Origin of the sequence: Pontiella sp. (assembly GCF_041622395.1) — a bacterium.
Lineage (GTDB): Bacteria > Verrucomicrobiota > Kiritimatiellia > Kiritimatiellales > Pontiellaceae > Pontiella.
Genome location: NZ_JBFJYW010000050.1, coordinates 1 through 15,627, shown reverse-complemented (window position 1 = coordinate 15,627; position 15,627 = coordinate 1). Strand labels below are relative to the sequence as shown.

13 protein-coding genes are annotated in these 15,627 nt (G+C 59.9%); 4 read left to right on the top strand and 9 right to left on the bottom strand.

What is annotated here, in order from left to right; genetic code table 11:
* The coding region (locus ABYO54_RS04685) for an autotransporter outer membrane beta-barrel domain-containing protein (RefSeq protein WP_372807082.1) at positions 1 to 2,612 on the top strand (2,612 nt) is incomplete at its 5' end.
* A 25-nt stretch (positions 2,613 to 2,637) separates the two neighbouring features.
* Here ABYO54_RS04685 and ABYO54_RS04680 read toward each other — a convergent pair.
* The 3 genes from ABYO54_RS04680 to ABYO54_RS04670 form a co-directional block, all read right to left on the bottom strand.
* Positions 2,638 to 3,390 carry a pseudouridine synthase gene (locus ABYO54_RS04680; protein WP_372807081.1) on the bottom strand — a complete coding sequence of 251 codons (753 nt, stop codon included), beginning with the start codon at positions 3,388 to 3,390 and terminating at the stop codon, positions 2,638 to 2,640.
* A 136-nt stretch (positions 3,391 to 3,526) separates the two neighbouring features.
* Positions 3,527 to 3,682, bottom strand: coding sequence for a small basic protein (locus tag ABYO54_RS04675; RefSeq protein WP_372807080.1), 156 nt, complete (start codon positions 3,680 to 3,682; stop codon positions 3,527 to 3,529).
* Between the two features lie 179 nt (positions 3,683 to 3,861).
* Positions 3,862 to 3,996, bottom strand: coding sequence for a hypothetical protein (locus ABYO54_RS04670; RefSeq protein WP_372807079.1), 135 nt, complete (start codon positions 3,994 to 3,996; stop codon positions 3,862 to 3,864).
* Positions 3,997 to 4,499: 503 nt separating this feature from the next.
* Between ABYO54_RS04670 and mnmA the strand changes: the two genes are divergently transcribed.
* Entirely contained in the window at positions 4,500 to 5,537 is a 1,038-nt protein-coding gene (gene mnmA / locus ABYO54_RS04665; RefSeq protein ID WP_372807078.1) for a tRNA 2-thiouridine(34) synthase MnmA, read from the top strand.
* Between the two features lies 1 nt (position 5,538).
* Here the strand turns inward: mnmA and ABYO54_RS04660 are convergent, their stop codons facing one another.
* From ABYO54_RS04660 to pyrH, 4 genes are all read right to left on the bottom strand, one after another.
* On the bottom strand, positions 5,539 to 6,174 hold the full coding sequence (locus ABYO54_RS04660) for a phosphopantothenoylcysteine decarboxylase (RefSeq protein WP_372807077.1): 636 nt from the start codon (positions 6,172 to 6,174) through the stop codon (positions 5,539 to 5,541).
* 61 nt (positions 6,175 to 6,235) lie between these two features.
* Entirely contained in the window at positions 6,236 to 6,790 is a 555-nt protein-coding gene (locus ABYO54_RS04655) for a flavoprotein (protein ID WP_372807076.1), read from the bottom strand.
* Between the two features lie 86 nt (positions 6,791 to 6,876).
* Complete coding sequence (gene frr / locus ABYO54_RS04650) at positions 6,877 to 7,431, bottom strand: ribosome recycling factor (RefSeq protein WP_372807083.1); 555 nt, start codon at positions 7,429 to 7,431, stop codon at positions 6,877 to 6,879.
* A 19-nt stretch (positions 7,432 to 7,450) separates the two neighbouring features.
* A complete protein-coding gene (gene pyrH, locus ABYO54_RS04645; RefSeq protein ID WP_372807075.1) occupies positions 7,451 to 8,164 on the bottom strand; it encodes a UMP kinase in 714 nt (237 codons plus the stop codon).
* A 94-nt stretch (positions 8,165 to 8,258) separates the two neighbouring features.
* On the opposite strand from pyrH, the gene ABYO54_RS04640 reads away from it, so the two are divergent.
* On the top strand, positions 8,259 to 9,455 hold the full coding sequence (locus ABYO54_RS04640) for a glycoside hydrolase family 10 protein (protein ID WP_372807074.1): 1,197 nt from the start codon (positions 8,259 to 8,261) through the stop codon (positions 9,453 to 9,455).
* A gap of 230 nt (positions 9,456 to 9,685) precedes the next feature.
* On the opposite strand, the gene ABYO54_RS04635 is transcribed toward ABYO54_RS04640, so the two are convergent.
* Complete coding sequence (locus ABYO54_RS04635) at positions 9,686 to 11,650, bottom strand: tetratricopeptide repeat protein (RefSeq protein WP_372807073.1); 1,965 nt, start codon at positions 11,648 to 11,650, stop codon at positions 9,686 to 9,688.
* A gap of 75 nt (positions 11,651 to 11,725) precedes the next feature.
* Complete coding sequence (gene mutS, locus ABYO54_RS04630) at positions 11,726 to 14,230, bottom strand: DNA mismatch repair protein MutS (protein ID WP_372807072.1); 2,505 nt, start codon at positions 14,228 to 14,230, stop codon at positions 11,726 to 11,728.
* A gap of 371 nt (positions 14,231 to 14,601) precedes the next feature.
* Between mutS and cas9 the strand changes: the two genes are divergently transcribed.
* Positions 14,602 to 15,627, top strand: a 1,026-nt coding sequence (gene cas9 / locus ABYO54_RS04625) for a type II CRISPR RNA-guided endonuclease Cas9 (protein WP_372807071.1), incomplete at its 3' end; no start/stop codon positions are given.

Here is a 15,627-nt window from a genome sequence, read left to right as displayed (position 1 = left end):
CGGCCACGGCCACCGGCGGAACGGCGAAATCCGCGAGCGGAAGCGCCAGCGCCGAGGCCGACGCTTATGGCTTCGATGATTATGTGTATGGCACGGTGTCCGGCACGGTCAAAGCCACGGCCAAGGGCGGCAGTGCCGAGGGCTATTCTTCGGCCGATGCCGATGCCTATGCCTCGACGTTCGAGGATGAAATTTATGGCGATATCTCCGGCATGGTTGAGGCCATGGCCACCGCCGGAACGGCAACGTCCACGAATGGAACCGCCAATGCCAGTGCCGATGTGTATGGTGCCGACGATCATGTGTATGGCACGGTGTCCGGCACCGTCTCGGCCACGGCTATCGGCGGCCGTGCCGAGGGGGCTTCCACCACCCGGGCGGATTCCAGTGCCTACGGAATCGGCGGAGAGATTGATGGATCGGTGGATTGCATGGTCAAGGCAATCGCAACAGGCGGAACCGCAAAATCCTCGGCCGGTAGTGCAAGCGCCGACGCCTATGCCGAGGGGGTTTCCGAACAGGTCTACGGTGCCGTGAAGGGGACCGTTTCCGGGAAGGCGACCGCCGGGAATGCCACGGCTGACACAACGGCCGAAGCCGACGCCCATGCCTATGGGATCGACGGGGATGTGCAGGGCGAAGTGTCCGGCACGGTTGAAGCCATAGCCAAGGCCGGGAAGGCGACCGCTACATCGGGTTCGGCTTACGCCCGTGCCTATGCCTACGCGATCAATGGGGATGTGATCGGGAACGTCAGTGGTCTGATCCGTGCGACAGCCTATGGAGGAATAGCCACCACGGCGGGTTCCTCTGCCTCTGCCGATGCCTATGCCTCCGCAGTCGATGGCGAGATCGTTGCGATTCCGCTGCTCTCGACCGACCTCATCGCCACGGCGATCGCCGGGGTGGCCACCACGAATGGCGTTTCCCGTTCCGGTGCTGCCGAGGCGGTCGCGATCCGGGCTTCGGAATTCATGTATGTCGAAGCTCATGACGTGAGCATCCATGCGGTGGCCCAGGCGGCCGACGGCTATGAATTGCCGGATGGCAATCCCGAATCCTATGCCTTGATGGGCGGCTATGGCGACGATACGGTCATCCTCGACAATGTCAGCCTGATCGGCAACGTCGATCTCGGCGCGGGAAACAACCGCTTCGTGATTCTGGGCGATACCCGCCTCGAAGGGGGGCTGATGGGCAGCGGCGGCATGAACCAAATCGAGCTGAAATCGGGGCTGCTGAAGTTTGCCGGCGGCCCGACCGAGCTCGACGGTCTGTACGACGATGAGTTGGTGGTTGGAAAAGCGGCCGGGCTCGGTTTCGAGCTGCAGGAAGATCCCGCCAGCGACGACAACACGATGCTCGATATCAAGGGCAAGCTGGTGGTCGAAGATGGGGCCGGAATCGGCGCCTTCGCGGCGGCGGGCCAAATGGCCGATCAAATCATCGGCAATACCTACACGGTCATTACCACCACCAATGGGGTTGATGGAATGTTCGTCGAGAGCTCGAAATCGATGTTCACCGTCGATGTCGACGTGGATGGCGGAAGCAATGTAACCGTGAAAGCCACGGGGATGCGTCCGCTTGACGAGGGGGGGACGCCCGGCGGCGTCAGTGCCATGCAGGTGGTTTCCGCTTCGGCGATCGCGCTCTTTGACGACCTTTCCAGCCACGCCGGCGGTATGCGCGCGATCATGCGCACGCCCTCCGCGGACCCTGGCTCGGAGGAGGAGATCGAGATGCCCGAAGGCGTGGAAGGGCCGGAGCGGGCCATGCGCCGCCGGCTGGAAGACGGCGAGTGGCTGACCTATGTCCGCCAAATCAACTATATCGGATCGCAGGATGCCGATGGGGGCTTTGCCGGATACGACTGGAACGCCCATGGCTTCATGGTCGGTGCCGAAAAACTGGTGAAGGACGACATGATCGTCGGCGGTGCCGCCGGAGGCCTGTGGTCCGATCTGGATGCCGACGGCGGGGCCGGCGGAGGCAACTCCGACATGTTCATGGCCAGCGTATATGGCAACTGGTTCTCCGAAACCTGGTATGCCGATTTCGGGCTGAGCTATGGCCATGCCTGGAACGATACGGAGCGTAATGCGCTCGATTGGCAGCGGTATACCGGCGACTTCGATTCCAACCTGCTGGGCGCATGGCTGGAAGGGGGCTACACCTTCCTCAAGGATGGGTACGAGATCGAGCCTTATGGCCGGGTCACCTACGTCCTGGGGATGCATGGCAGCTACACGGATGGCGGCGGAACGCAACCGCTGTCGGTGGATTCCCACACATCCCACAACCTGCCGGTTGAGTTGGGGGTTCGCGGCGCGCGGAATTGGATGCTGGAAAGCGGCGGCAATCTGCGTTTGGCTCTCCGGACCGGTTTGCGCATCGAGCTGCTCGACAACTCCATGGATCCGGACGGTTCGTTGATTGGTTCGGATGTCCCGCTGCAGAGCCCGGAATCGGATGCGGCGGCACTCGTGCTCGGATTGAAGGGCGACTGGTCGGTCAGCGACCGGCTGAACCTTTCCCTGGAATATGAACCGGTGATTTCCGGGAACTGGTTCTACCACAACATTGCAGGCGAAGTGAGCCTTCGGTTCTAGGCCTTGCTAGCGTGGTTGCGAGGGTTCAGGCTTTGCCTGAACCCTTTTTTTCTGCCAGCGCCGCCCGCAGCAGCTTGAGTTCGGCGGGTTTGGCGCGGCGCCATTCGCCGGGCTTGAGCTCGTCGAGCCGGATGGGGCCGATCGCGATGCGCATCAGGCGAAACACCTTTTTATCGAAGTGTTCCATCAGGCGCCGGATATGGCGGTTCTTGCCTTCGCCGAGGGTGATGGTGTATTCGACGCCTTGCTTGGTGTGGCGGCCTTCGTCGATGTCGAGCACGCGCAATGTTTCGCCGCCGTTGGCGATGCCGCGCTTCATTTTCTTGAGCTGGTGGTAGCCGATCGGGGAGTCGATCCAGACCTTGTAGACCTTTTCGATGTGGTAGCGCGGGTGCATCAGCGAATGGGCGAGGTCGCCATCGTTGGTGACCATGATCAGCCCCTCGCTCATGAAGTCGAGGCGGCCGACGGTGTAGACGCGTTCGGGAAGGTCTTCGAGCAGTTCGAGAACGGTGGTGCGCCCCTGCGGGTCGTCCGAGGTGCAGATCACCTTCGGCGGCTTGTTGAGCAGGATGGTGACGGGCGGCTCTTTGGTCAGCGTCTTCCCGTTGCAGACCACGGTTTGCTGGGTCGGATCCACCTTCGTGCCCAGTTCCGTGATGGTTTTGCCATCGACGGATACGCGTCCGGCGGTGATCAGCGTTTCGCAAAAGCGTCGCGAGCCGAGACCGCAGTCGGCCAGGTATTTCTGGAGTCGTATGGGTTGCTGTTCAGGCATGGTGCTCTTTTTCCGCGGGGAGCATGCAGGAAATTTGCATTCCGGATGCTCCGGTGCGTTGTGGTGATTGCATTGAAAATAAAAAAAGCACTCCGGGCTGTGCCTGGAGTGCTTCGCAAATCATCCCAACTCCGAATTAATCTTCGGGCTTGGTTTTCGGCAGGCCAAGGGCCCGGTCGCCTTCTTTCCAGCGACCATCCTTCTTGAGGCTGTCGATACGCTCGAAACGCTTCAGTACGTTGCGCTTGGCGCGGATTTTCGACGCGCCTTTCAAACTGCTGTGCATGGACATGGTAAACTCTCCGTCGTTAATTTCCCAAAAAATGATCGCGGAACATAACCCCTGAGCTTGGGGATGTCAAAGGCTAACCTTGGTAAAATTCCCGTTTTCGGTCCGATCGCCCGTAAATGGAAATGGGCTCCCTGAAGGGAGCCCGGTCGTCAGCTTGCCATCTCTGCTAACAAGGAGAGCTATTTTTTTTCTGAAAGCGTCAGCTTCTTGCCCGAGGTGAGCCATTCGCTCAGGATGACCTTGCAATACTTGCTGGTCGAAAGGTGCATGGACTCTGCGCGCTTTTCGAGTTCATCGGCCATTTTCTTGGACATGTTGATTCCGATAGTTTTCGTGTTTTTGCCAATAGGATTTGTTGCCATTGTAGTATACCTCGTTGTTTGTTAAAGATCGTTCGTTTGTAGTATGTGATGCCGTTGCAGTCTAGTAAAAAATACTAGAAATGTTGTTCGCCACGGTTTGTGGTTCCCTCGCTACACTTATGAAAGACCGGAAACTTTAATAAACGTTCAATTTTGGGTCCGCTCAATGAGGGGGCACTTGAGCGGGATTTGAGTTCTCGTCGAAGCGTTGGGTCTATGCCCCGCTGCTTGCGGCGGGGTGGTTCGTTCGAATCCCATCATGCTTGCGACGGATAATTTTTCCACGGAGTTTGCAGAGGCGCAGCGAATGAACCAAGCGAGGTTCGGCCGGGGGGTAAAAAGATGGTTCCGTCGACGCCGGGTTCGGATAAATTGCGGAGGCGCTTGCCATCGGGGTGGAGCCTGTCTATCTTTCGCGCATGTCGGAGTTGGACCAAAAGAGTACGAGAGGGCGCGTGGCCATTGGGATGAGCGGGGGAACCGATAGTTCCGCCGCCGCCGCCATGCTGGTTGATCAGGGTTATGAGGTGATCGGCTTGACCGCGCACATGTGGAAGGACGGCTCGCGTTGCTGTTCGCTGGAGGATGTCGAGCGCGCCCGCAAGGTCTGCTCCTATCTGGATATCCGCCACTATGTGGTCAATGCGCAGGATATTTTCACCGACAAGATCGTCGATCCGTTCGTCGAGGCCTATGCCTCCGGGCGTACCCCCTCGCCCTGCATCTACTGCAACTCGTTCGTTAAGTTCGGGTTTTTGATGGATCGTGCGCTGCAGCTAAACTGCGACCATCTGGCGACGGGGCACTATGCGTGCGTTCAGCGCTGGGCCGACGGAAAATACCATCTACTGGCGGCGCAGGATGCCAACAAGGACCAATCCTATTTCCTGCACCGCCTGAGCCAGAAGCAGCTCGCTTTCCTGCTGTTTCCGCTGGCCGATCTGCCGAAGCCCGCCGTCAAGGCCTATTCCGAAGAGCGCGGACTCCCCATCGTCCCGCGCGGCGAGAGCCAGGATCTCTGTTTCGTGGAGGAGGGCAAGTTGCCCGACTTCGTCGAGCGGCGCGATCCTTCCGTGATCAAGCGCGGCGAAATCCGCGATCCGGACGGCAAGGTGGTCGGGCACCATGATGGACTGCACCGTTTCACCGTCGGGCAACGCGGCAAGCTGGGCATCGCCCTCGGCGAGCGCATGTACGTCAAGCGGCTCGATCAGGAAAACAATGTCGTCGAAGTCGCGCCGCGTCCCGGCGTAATGAAGTCCGTATGCACGTTGTCCGATATCCACTGGATTTCCGGCGAGGCGCCGGCGGGCGAACTGGTTTGCGAGGTCCGCCCGCGCTACCGCTCCAACGGCGCAACCGCGACGGTGAAGGTTGCGGACGGAACCGTCGTGTTCGATGAACCGCAATTTGCGCTGACCCCCGGACAGGCCGCTGTCTTCTACCAAAACGGCGAAGTCCTTGGCGGCGGTTGGATCGACGAAGTGCCTTAGATCACGCCGAAAGATCGCCGATGGCATCGAGGATGCGCTTGGCGCATTCGGCTTTGTCGATGACGCCCCAGTGCGCGAATGCCTCCGCGCTCCTGCTCAAAAAGCTGAAGTCGCCATCCTGGGCTCCCAGCGTGGCAGGGGTGTTGAGCACGATGCCGTCGAGGTTCTTGCCTTCGAGCTTGCGGGTCGCGTTGAACTCGCCGTCGGAGGTCTGCAGCGCGAATCCGATGGCCACTTGATCCGCCCGTTTGTTGGCGCAGAGCGTTTTGGCGATGTCCGGGGTGGGGCGCAGGTGCAGGATCAGTTCGCCGGTGGATTTGGCCATTTTCTCGGTCCGCTTTTCGGCGGGGGCGTAGTCGGCCACGGCGGCGGCGAAGACGGTGGCATCCGCCGAAGGGAAGAGTTTTTGCGCCTGATCCAGCATCTCTTGCGCACTCGTTACGCGGTGGAGGCTTGCCGCTTGCGGCAGGTTGTTCCCGGCGACGGGACCGCTGACGAACTCGACGGCGTAGCCGCGCGCGGCGGCTTCTTCCGCGATCGCCTTGCCCATCAGGCCGCTGCTGGCGTTGCCGATGAAGCGTACCGGATCGATGTATTCGTGCGTCGGGCCCGACAGGATTAAAATCGTTTTGCTCATGGGAGGGATCCGATCGCGGAGTCGCCAGGACCGGTTCCTTGGTTTTGTTGGTGGTCGAAACCTAAAAAACCGAATTGAGGATGATCTGGGCGATGGCGGTCGGCGCACTCATGCGCCCGTAGCCCTGCGTACCGCAGGCGAGGCGCCCCTTTTCCGGGCCCACCTGGTGCCAGCCGTAGCTGAGCAACTTGCGGGTGTTGTCGTTGACGACGGGTTGTTGCCACATTTGTACGTTCATCGCCGGGCAAAAGATGCGCTTGCAGGTCGGTTTCAGCGAAAGCGCGCTGCAGCAGACGATGTCGTCGCCGAAGCCGTTGGCGAGTTTGGCAATGGCGTCGGCGGTGGCCGGCAGCACGGCGAAGGCGTCGGCTTCGGTGGCGGGGTAGAGGTGGGGGTAGATCACGTCCAGGTCGCCCGAGCCCGTGTCGGGGAAGATGGAGGTGAGCACCTTTTGCTGCGTGAGCGCGGCATAGGTGAGCGGGGCGACGAATTTGGTGGCCGCCTCGGTCATCACGACGCGGACGTCGCAATGGGCCTTGACCAGCTGGCTGACAACGTCAACCGCCTTGTACGCGGCAATACCTCCGGTAATGCCGATTAGAACCTTCGGTTTCATGGGGTCGCTTTGCTCCTTTTATTGGTTGGTCGATGGGCGCTGAACGATGGGGCTTGCCATCGTCCATCGCCCAGCAACCCAAGGCCCTACACTTCCATGATCTCTTTTTCTTTGGCGGCGAGCATTTCGTCCATCTTCTTGATGTGCCCGTCGGTGGCTTTCTGGATTTGCTCCAGCGCGGAGTCGCGGTCGTCTTCGGTGATGTCGCCGTTTTTCTGCAACGCCTTGATTTGGTCGTTGGAGTCGCGGCGGATATTGCGCACGGAAACGCGCTGCTCTTCGGTGGTGCGTCCGGCCATTTTGACCATGTCTTTGCGGCGCTCTTCCGACAGTTCCGGAATCGGAACCCGGATCAGGCGGCCGTCGTTCATCGGGGTGATGCCGATATTGGCGGCCACGATGGCCTTCTCGATCAGGCCGAGCGACGAGGGGTCGAACGGGTTGATCACGATCAGGCGGGGTTCGGGGGTGGAAATGTTGGCAATATCGCGCAGGCGGGTGGGGGTGCCGTAGTAGTCCACGGTAATCGTGTCCACCAGGGCGGGGTTGGCTTTGCCGGTGCGAAGGCCGCTGAGCTCCTGCTTCAGGAACTGCACGGTCTTGTCCATTTTGTCTTCGGATTCCAATAGTACGTCGTCGATCATCTCTCTCTCCTAATCTTTAACCATGGCTGACAAGTGTACCGGAATCGGTTCCGTTGAGCACTTCAACCATTCCGTTTTCCTTGAAAAAGTCGAAAACGACAATAGGTATGTCGTTTTCCATGCACAATGAAAAAGCGGCGGCATCCATTACCTTGAGCTGGCGGTTGAGGGCGTCTTGGTAGGAGATGGTTTCGAAGCGGGTGGCGGTGGGGTCCGTGACCGGGTCGGCGGTATAGACGCCATCGACCTTGGTGGCTTTCATCAGCACATCGGCGTCGATTTCGGATGCGCGCAGGGCGGCGGCGCTGTCGGTGGTGAAATAGGGGTTGCCCGTGCCGGCGCCGAAAATCACGACGCGCCCCTTTTCCAGATGGCGGATCGCTTTGCGGCGGATGAACGGCTCGGCGATGGCGGGCATGGCGATGGCGGTCATGACGCGGGTTTCGATCCCCTCGTTCTCGAGTGCGTTTTGGATCGCCATGGAGTTGATGACGGTGGCCAGCATGCCCATGTAGTCGCCCGTGGTGCGGTCGGTGCCCTTGTCGGCGCCGGCGAGTCCGCGGAAGATGTTGCCGCCGCCGACGACGACGGCGATTTCCGCGCCCATATCCAGCATCTGCTTGAATTGGGCGGCGACCTTCGCGAGGATAACGGGATCGTGGTTGAGCGCCTTTTCTTTGTTCTGGAGGGCTTCGCCGCTGATCTTCAACAGAATACGTTTATACTTCATAAAATCCTTTCATGTAATCAGGCGAAAAGATTAGAACATGTTCACGGACGTGTAAATTTCCAATGTCTGGAATCTACGTTGCACACGGGAGTCGATGAAGCGTTTTTGTTTTTTGCTGGGGGGATTGTTGGCGGTCACCGCGTTGGTGGCGGTCCTTTTCGTGGTTCTTGTTCCGTCGGGCCCGGCCTTGCCGCCGGTCCGCGCGCTTTGGGTCACCCGGTTCGACTACGACTCGCCCGAGGACGTCAAATCCATTGTGCGCAATGTCGCCGAGGCCGGCTTTACCGATGTGTTTTTCCAGATCCGCGGCAACGGCACCGCCTTCTACCGGAGCGAGCTCGAACCGTGGGCCCACGAACTTTCCGGCGGCAAGCTTGCCGCGCTCGGCCACGACCCCGGCTGGGATCCGCTCCGGCTGGCGATCGACGAGGCGAAGCCGCACGGCCTGCGGGTGCACGCCTACCTGAACGTCCTGCCGGGCTGGAAGGGGCTGGAAGATCCCCCGGCCGCGGCCAAGCAGCTGTGGCGGGAACATCCCGACTGGTTCATGGTCGACTCGCTCGGCCAGAAAATGCTCCCTACTTCGGGGTGGTATGCCTTCGTCAATCCCGTGCTGCCCGAAGTCCGTAAACACCTGCGCGGCATCGTCAAGGAGTTGTGCCGCTACGATGTTGCCGGAATCCATCTCGATTACATCCGCTATCCCCACGACTATTCCCTCGTGGCCCGTCAGCGCTATCCCGATGCGACGAACGAAGAGTTGCTCCGCCATGCCGATTTCTCCTACGACGCCGCTTCGCTCGGCGCGTTGCATGAAACCTATGGCGAAGAGGTGACCCGCGAGCAGATCACCGAATTCCGGTGCGATTCCGTCACCCGCGTGGTGCGCGACCTCTCCTATACGATGCAGGTCGAGCGCCCGGGAAGCTGCCTGCTGAGCGCCGCCGTGATGGGCAACCCGGACGAAGGCAAGCATTCGGCCTTTCAGGATTCCGGTCTGTGGGTGCGCAAGGGCTACGTCGATTGGATCGTCCAGATGAATTATGCCACCAAGTCGTTCAACCGTTATCTGGCCGCCATCAAGAAAGCGGCGGGGCGGCGGAAGTTCCGGGCATCGGTGGTGGTGGGCATCTACTGCAAGAACGATGTCGACACCCTGTTGACCCAGATCGAGACCGTTCGCGACTCCGGTTGCCGCGGGCTTGCCGTCTTTTCCTACAGCTTCCTGTTCGACGAGCAGCACCGCCCGACGGAAAAAGGCCGGATGCTTCTGCCGAAGCTCCGACCTTGAAAACGCGCCTCCGGGCGGGGGAGCTCAACCCGAAACGTTGCCAAGCCGCCGCTTGGCGAGCGGCACCCGGCAGAGCCAAAAGCCCCTCATGCGAACAAGCAATGACCGCAAAGACGCGGAGACGCTAGGCGGGACTCTGCGCCGGCCCTGCTTTTTCGTTCTATGGTTGGAAGCATTCCGTGTGTTCCGAGGCTCTTGTCCGGTTCGCGGTTGCTCGTTGCACAGGGGCCTTAGTTCGTCGGGACGGCGAGTTCTTCGAGGGAGAGCTCCTTCGCTTTCGTTTCCACCTTTTTCGGTTCCGGGATTTCCTCGACCTTGTTGCGCTCGGCCAGCTCCCTGGCTTTGGCGATGACGATGTCGGCTTCCGCGGAAAGGCCCGCGATTTTGCAGGCGCGGGCATAGCTGCTCCAGGCTAGTGCGTTCTGCGGGGCATGTCGGGTCGCGATCTTGAGCGACGCGACGGCGGCATCGGGCTCCTTGAGCATCAACTGGCTGGTGCCAAGCCCGAGCCAGGCGGCGGGGCTGCGCGCGTTGCCCTTGAGCAACAGCGAGAAGATCGCCTTGGCTTCGGTCGGGCGGTTGAACGCGAGATAGACCTTGCCCGCGCCGATCAGCTCGGCCGGGTTGCCGGCGGAACAGGCGCCGCCTTTTTCGGCATAGGCTGCGCGTGCGGCTTCGAGCTTGGCCAGCCCGGCTTGCTGGATGGCGGGGTTGTTCAGGAGGTCGGAAAACGCATCCTTGTTCAGCAGCAGGATGGCGGTGGTGCCGTCGAAGTAGGCGAGTTTCCAGGTTTTTTTGGCGAGCAGGGTGTAGATGCCTTGCGCGGAGTGGGGGGTGAGCGTGTTGATGACGAAGGCTTCCGGGCGGTATTCGTCGTAGATGGCGTCGTAGGCCTTGGGGTCGCCCAGCATCAGCAGTTCAAGGTTTTTGAGCAGCTCCGTGTCGTAGCGCCCCGGACGGTAGTCGATGAAGCATTTGCGGCCGTATTTGAAGGCCAGGTAGCCGCCGTCCGCCGCCAGGTTGATGCACTTTTCGGGGAAGGCCGGATGGTTGAAGATGGCTTCGCAGTCGGCGGGGAACTGCTCTTCCTGCACGCCGAGGCCAAAGCGGGAGGCCTTGCCTGCCTTGACGTAGGCGCAGCCGGTCGCGGCGGGGATGATCGATGCAATGAACAGAAGCACGAGGACCCCGCCCATGATGCCGGGCACGAGCTTGGCTTTGCCGCCGAGCATTTGCTCGAGCGAGCTGTGGATGTATTCGCTGATGGCGGTCAGGCTCAGCACGATGAAGGGGAGCGAAAGGATGGCGAACAGCATGGCGTGATACGGCGAGGTCCAGACGAGGAACGCGCCGAAGACCGCGATGGCGGTCAGGGTGAGCGGCAGCCGTTTCTTCAGCGTAATCAAGCCGCCGGCGCCGAGGATCATCGTGAACAGGATCAGCGGCTTGAGGGCCGGAATCTGGAAGTATTCGATGAAGAGCGACGAGTGGTAGACCGGTGCCGGCGATTGGATGCCGGCAATCACTTGGCCGTGCAGTTTGATGAAGGAGGGGTTGATCAGCGTGGCGACCAACAGGGCGATGGCCAGGAGGCCGAGCGTCCCGCTCAGGTTGGTCTGGTTCTTTTTGCGGCCGCCGCTTGGCTTGGCTTGCTGGGCCGCCTGGGCCGCGACGAGCCCGGCGAGGATCGGCCCGAACAGGAACGAGCCGTGCAGGTTGGTCCAGAGGATTTGCAGCGGGATCAGCGCGCCGAACAGCACGGCCGGGCTCTTCTGCGTCGTCAGCAGGTAGAGGAAGAGCGCAATGAAGAGCATCATGCAGACTTCCGGGCCGACGTCGATCATCTGGAACATCAGGTGCCCGGCAATCAGCAGTGCAAAACCCTGGCTGAGGGCGCCGCCCCATTTTTCGGAAACGCGCAGCAACAGAACGAAGGCGCCCACGAGGCCAACGATGTTGAGAAGGATGAGCAGCGGGGCCTTGCCGATGCTCCACATCAGGTAGGCCAGCTTGTCGTAGAGCCACGTGGTGTTGACGGCGGAGTCGGACGCGAGGAAGGAGATCGGGGCATTGTGCTGGCCCTGCGCCAGGTGTGTCCAAAGCTCCGGCGTACTGATGGTGCGCAGTCCGATAACGGCGATGAAAAGAAGTCCTAAAATGACATAGAGGGTTTCCCCTGCTGGCTTCTTGCTCATAGATCTCTCCCTGGTTATTTAGTCGAATAGGCTAAAGCGAATCATAAATGCATTGCAAGTGGTGAATGATACAAATCAAAACAGGTCGAGTTGCGAAACATTCGCCTTTAATTTGTGGGGTCGTTTCTTCGCGATCTTGGGTTGTCCCGTGTCGCCGAATTCGCCCTCTTCGAGGTTGGTCAGGATCTCGTTTGCGCGCTCCACCACCGCATCGGGCAAGCCGGCCAGCCGCGCCACCTGGATGCCGTAGCTCTTGTCGGCCGCGCCCGGGACAATCTTGCGCAGGAAGGTGATGGAGTGTCCCTTTTCCTTCACCAGCACGCTGAAGTTCTGGACGTTGGGCAGGGTGAGGGCGAGATCGGTCAGCTCGTGGTAGTGCGTTGCAAAGAGGGTTTTGGCCTGCATGTTTTTGTTTTTGCAAAGGAACTCCGCCACCGACCAGGCAATGCTGATGCCGTCGAACGTACTGGTGCCCCGGCCGATCTCGTCGAGAACGATCAGGCTCTTCGGCGTGGCGTTGTTGAGAATGTTGGCGGTTTCCTGCATCTCCACCATGAAGGTCGAGCGGCCGCGCGCCAGATCGTCGCTCGCGCCGACGCGGGTGAACACGCGGTCGACCAGGCCGATCTCGGCGCGGCCCGCCGGGACAAAGCAGCCCATGTGCGCCATGATCGCGATCAGCGCCACTTGCCGGATGTAGGTCGATTTACCCGCCATGTTCGGCCCGGTGATGATGATCAGCTGGTGCGTGTCGCGGTCGAGCTTCGTGTCGTTCGGCACGAAGCGCTCCGCATTCGGCATCTGCTCGACCACCGGGTGGCGGCCATCCTTGATCTCGAGCCGCCCGTCGTCGGCCATTGCCGGACGCGAATAGTTGTTCGAAAGCGCGCGCTCGGCAAAGGTGGCCAGCACATCGACCTGCCCGATGGCCAGCGCGTTGCGCTGGATCGTTTCCAGATGCTCGACCGCCTGCCGGCGGACCTCGTTGAAGATTTCCTGCTCCAGCCCGATCGAGCGCTCCTGCGCGCCGAAAATCTTGTTTTCGTATTCCTTGAGTTCCGGCGTAATGAAGCGCTCGGCATTCACCAGCGTCTGCTTGCGGATATAGGACTCCGGCACGTCGGCCAGATAGCTCTTGCTGATTTCGATGTAGTAGCCGAACACCTTGTTGTGGCGCACCTTCAGGCTCTTGATGCCGGTGCGCTCGATCTCCGCGGCCTGGAAGTCGGCCAGCCACTTGCGGCCGAGCGTCGCCGCCTGGCGCAGTTCGTCGAGCTCGTCGTGGTAGCCCGTACGGATCACGCCGCCGTCCTTCAGGTTGAGCGGCGGCTCGTCGACGATCGCGGTATCGATGAGCGCAACCAGTTCGGGCAGCAGGGTAATCTGCTCGCCCAGCGATTCCAGCATGGTGCCCTTGCCGCAAAGCAGCGCCTTGATCATCGGCATCTGTTCGAGCGAGACGCCCATGGCGCGCACGTCGCGCGGGTTGCCCGCTGTGGAGCCGATGCGCGAGATCAGCCGTTCGACGTCCTTGATGTCGCCCAAAATATCGCGCAGCGAGCGCAGGTAGGTCTGGTTGTTGACCATCAGCTCGACGGCGTCGTGCCGCGCGTTGATCGGGGCGAGGTTGTTGAGGGGGCGCAGCATCCACTCGCGCAGCAGGCGGCCGCCCATCGCCGTCTTGGTGGCGTCGAGCACGTTGAGCAGCGTCGCCTTGTAGGCCTGGCGGTTGGAGTTGATCGGGGCCACCAGCTCCAGGTTGGTGGCGGTGGTTTCGTCCACCAGCATATAGTCCGCCGGGTTCTTCACGCGGATGTTGCGCACGTGCGACAGATTGCGGCGCAGCTCGGTCTTCACATAGTAAAGCATCCCGCCCGCCGCGCCCAGCGCCGCGGTCATCGCCACGCAGCCAAACCCCTCCAGCGAGTGTACGCCGAAATGGCGCAGCAGATAGTCGTTGGCGGAGCTGGCCTCGAACGTCCAGTCCTCGCAGGCCGTCAGCAGGGTGTTGGTCGCCTTCAGCGCCAGTTCCGTGAAATGGGCATCCTCGATCTGCTCCTCGGCCACGACGCACTCCGCCGGGGCATAGCGCGATAGGTTCGCCTGCACGCTCGCCACCTCGTCCGATTCCTCGATCCAGAATTCGCCCGTCGAAAGGTCCAGCATCGCCATGCCGAATCGGTTCTTGTGGCGGTAGAGACCCGCCAGGAAATTGTTCTGGTTGCCGTCGAGCGCCACCTCGTCGAGGATTGTCCCCGGCGTCACGATGCGGGTCACGGCGCGTTTCACGCAGCCCTTGGCGGTGGCGGGATCTTCGATCTGCTCGCAGATCGCCACCTTCACGCCCGCCTTCACCAGCCGTTCGAGATAGCCCGCCGCCGCGTGGTAGGGAATGCCGCACATCGGCGTGTTGTGTCGTTTGGTCAGCGTAATGCCGAGAATATCCGACGCCGTTTTCGCATCGTCGAAAAACATTTCATAGAAGTCGCCCAGACGGAAAAAGAGGATCGTATCCTCCGGAAGCTCGCGCCGTATCGACCGATACTGCGCCATCATGGGTGTTTCCTTTTTCTCCGCCATACACTGCTCCCTCAAAACAAAGCGCACAGTTTAGTCGGCCTTCGGGCGGTTTCAACCCCGGAGTTGCCTTTTCACCACGAGCTCCGCGGTTTCCGGCGCTTTCGTCCGCCGCCGCGCAGACGCGGGAGTCGGGGGAGCGGGCCTTTGCAAGGTAAAAAAGGAAACGAAAGACTCGCCTCATGGTTTAATTTGCTTATTATGAATCCCGTATTTTGCGGGTGCATAAAAGAAAACCCCGCCGAAGCGGGGTTATAGGGGCAAGCCCTTCGGCATGTAGCCTTATTGTGAAATGACAGTTCTTATGTAATTCACGACCAGCTTTGTATGTGTTTGATCATGGGAAGTCAACAGGAAGTTGAAAGGAGCAGAAAATGGGCAAGCGTATTCTGGGTTTAGATTTGGGCACAAATAGTATTGGGTGGGGTGTCGTGGATGATTTAGGCAACGGCCAATTCGAGGTGGTTAAACGCGGGGTCCACATTTTCCAGGAAGGCGTGAAGATCGAAAAAGGGAACGAATCCTCAAAGGCATCCGAGCGCACGGGCTACCGTTCCGCCCGTCGGTTGAAGTTTCGCCGGAAACTCCGAAAAATTGAGACTTTGAGGGTTTTATCTGAGGCAGGTTATTGCCCGACCTTGAGCGAGGGCGAATTAAAAGGGTGGCAATCAAAGAAGATTTATCCGGGAAACGAGGCGTTTAGATCGTGGTGCAAAACTTGCGATCCTGAAAATGGAGAGGGAGTCTTTGATAATCCCTATTATGACCGATGGTTGGCTGCTACTGAAAAACTGGATTTAGGCAAAGAAGAGGATCGGTTTAAACTGGGAAGGGCATTTTACCATATGGCGCAAAGGCGCGGCTTTAAAAGCAACCGTTTGGACACAACCGATGAGTCTGAAGGGGTGGTTAAAGCGGACATCGATGACCTAAATGAAAAAATGGAGGGCCGGACTCTCGGCCAATATTTTTGGGAGGAGTGTTATGGGAAGGGAGCAATCAGAGGCGTGCATACATCGCGTGATGAGCACTACTTGGCTGAGTTCGATTTCATTTGTGAAAAGCAGGGTATTTCCGATGCGCTGAAAAAGGCACTATGGCAAGCCATTTTCTACCAGCGCCCTTTGAAGTCGCAGAAGGGATTGGTGGCATGCTGCCCGTTTGAGCCCCGGAAAAAGCGAGCCCCCATTTCACATCCATTATTCGAAGAGTTTCGACTGCTTCAAACGGTGAATAACATCAAGCTTCGGCACGGGCCGGAGGATTCTTGGCGTTCGTTAACGGAAGAAGAAAAAAAGACGGCGACATCAAAGTTCTTTCGGGTGAGCAAGGCGCAGTTCGACTTCAAGGATATAGGCAAGGCGCTTTCCAAGGCCCGGAATGTGGGAGCAACGTTCAAT

Excerpts from the sequence above, each read along its gene's own strand:
- ABYO54_RS04680 (WP_372807081.1), bottom strand. The coding sequence starts at position 3,390 with ATGCCTGAACAGCAACCCATACGACTCCAGAAATACCTGGCCGACTGC.
- ABYO54_RS04675 (WP_372807080.1), bottom strand. The coding sequence starts at position 3,682 with ATGTCCATGCACAGCAGTTTGAAAGGCGCGTCGAAAATCCGCGCCAAG.
- ABYO54_RS04670 (WP_372807079.1), bottom strand. The coding sequence starts at position 3,996 with ATGTCCAAGAAAATGGCCGATGAACTCGAAAAGCGCGCAGAGTCCATG.
- ABYO54_RS04660 (WP_372807077.1), bottom strand. The coding sequence starts at position 6,174 with ATGAGCAAAACGATTTTAATCCTGTCGGGCCCGACGCACGAATACATC.
- ABYO54_RS04655 (WP_372807076.1), bottom strand. The coding sequence starts at position 6,790 with ATGAAACCGAAGGTTCTAATCGGCATTACCGGAGGTATTGCCGCGTAC.
- pyrH (WP_372807075.1), bottom strand. The coding sequence starts at position 8,164 with ATGAAGTATAAACGTATTCTGTTGAAGATCAGCGGCGAAGCCCTCCAG.
- ABYO54_RS04640 (WP_372807074.1), top strand. The coding sequence starts at position 8,259 with ATGAAGCGTTTTTGTTTTTTGCTGGGGGGATTGTTGGCGGTCACCGCG.
- ABYO54_RS04635 (WP_372807073.1), bottom strand. The coding sequence starts at position 11,650 with ATGAGCAAGAAGCCAGCAGGGGAAACCCTCTATGTCATTTTAGGACTT.
- mutS (WP_372807072.1), bottom strand. The coding sequence starts at position 14,230 with ATGGCGGAGAAAAAGGAAACACCCATGATGGCGCAGTATCGGTCGATA.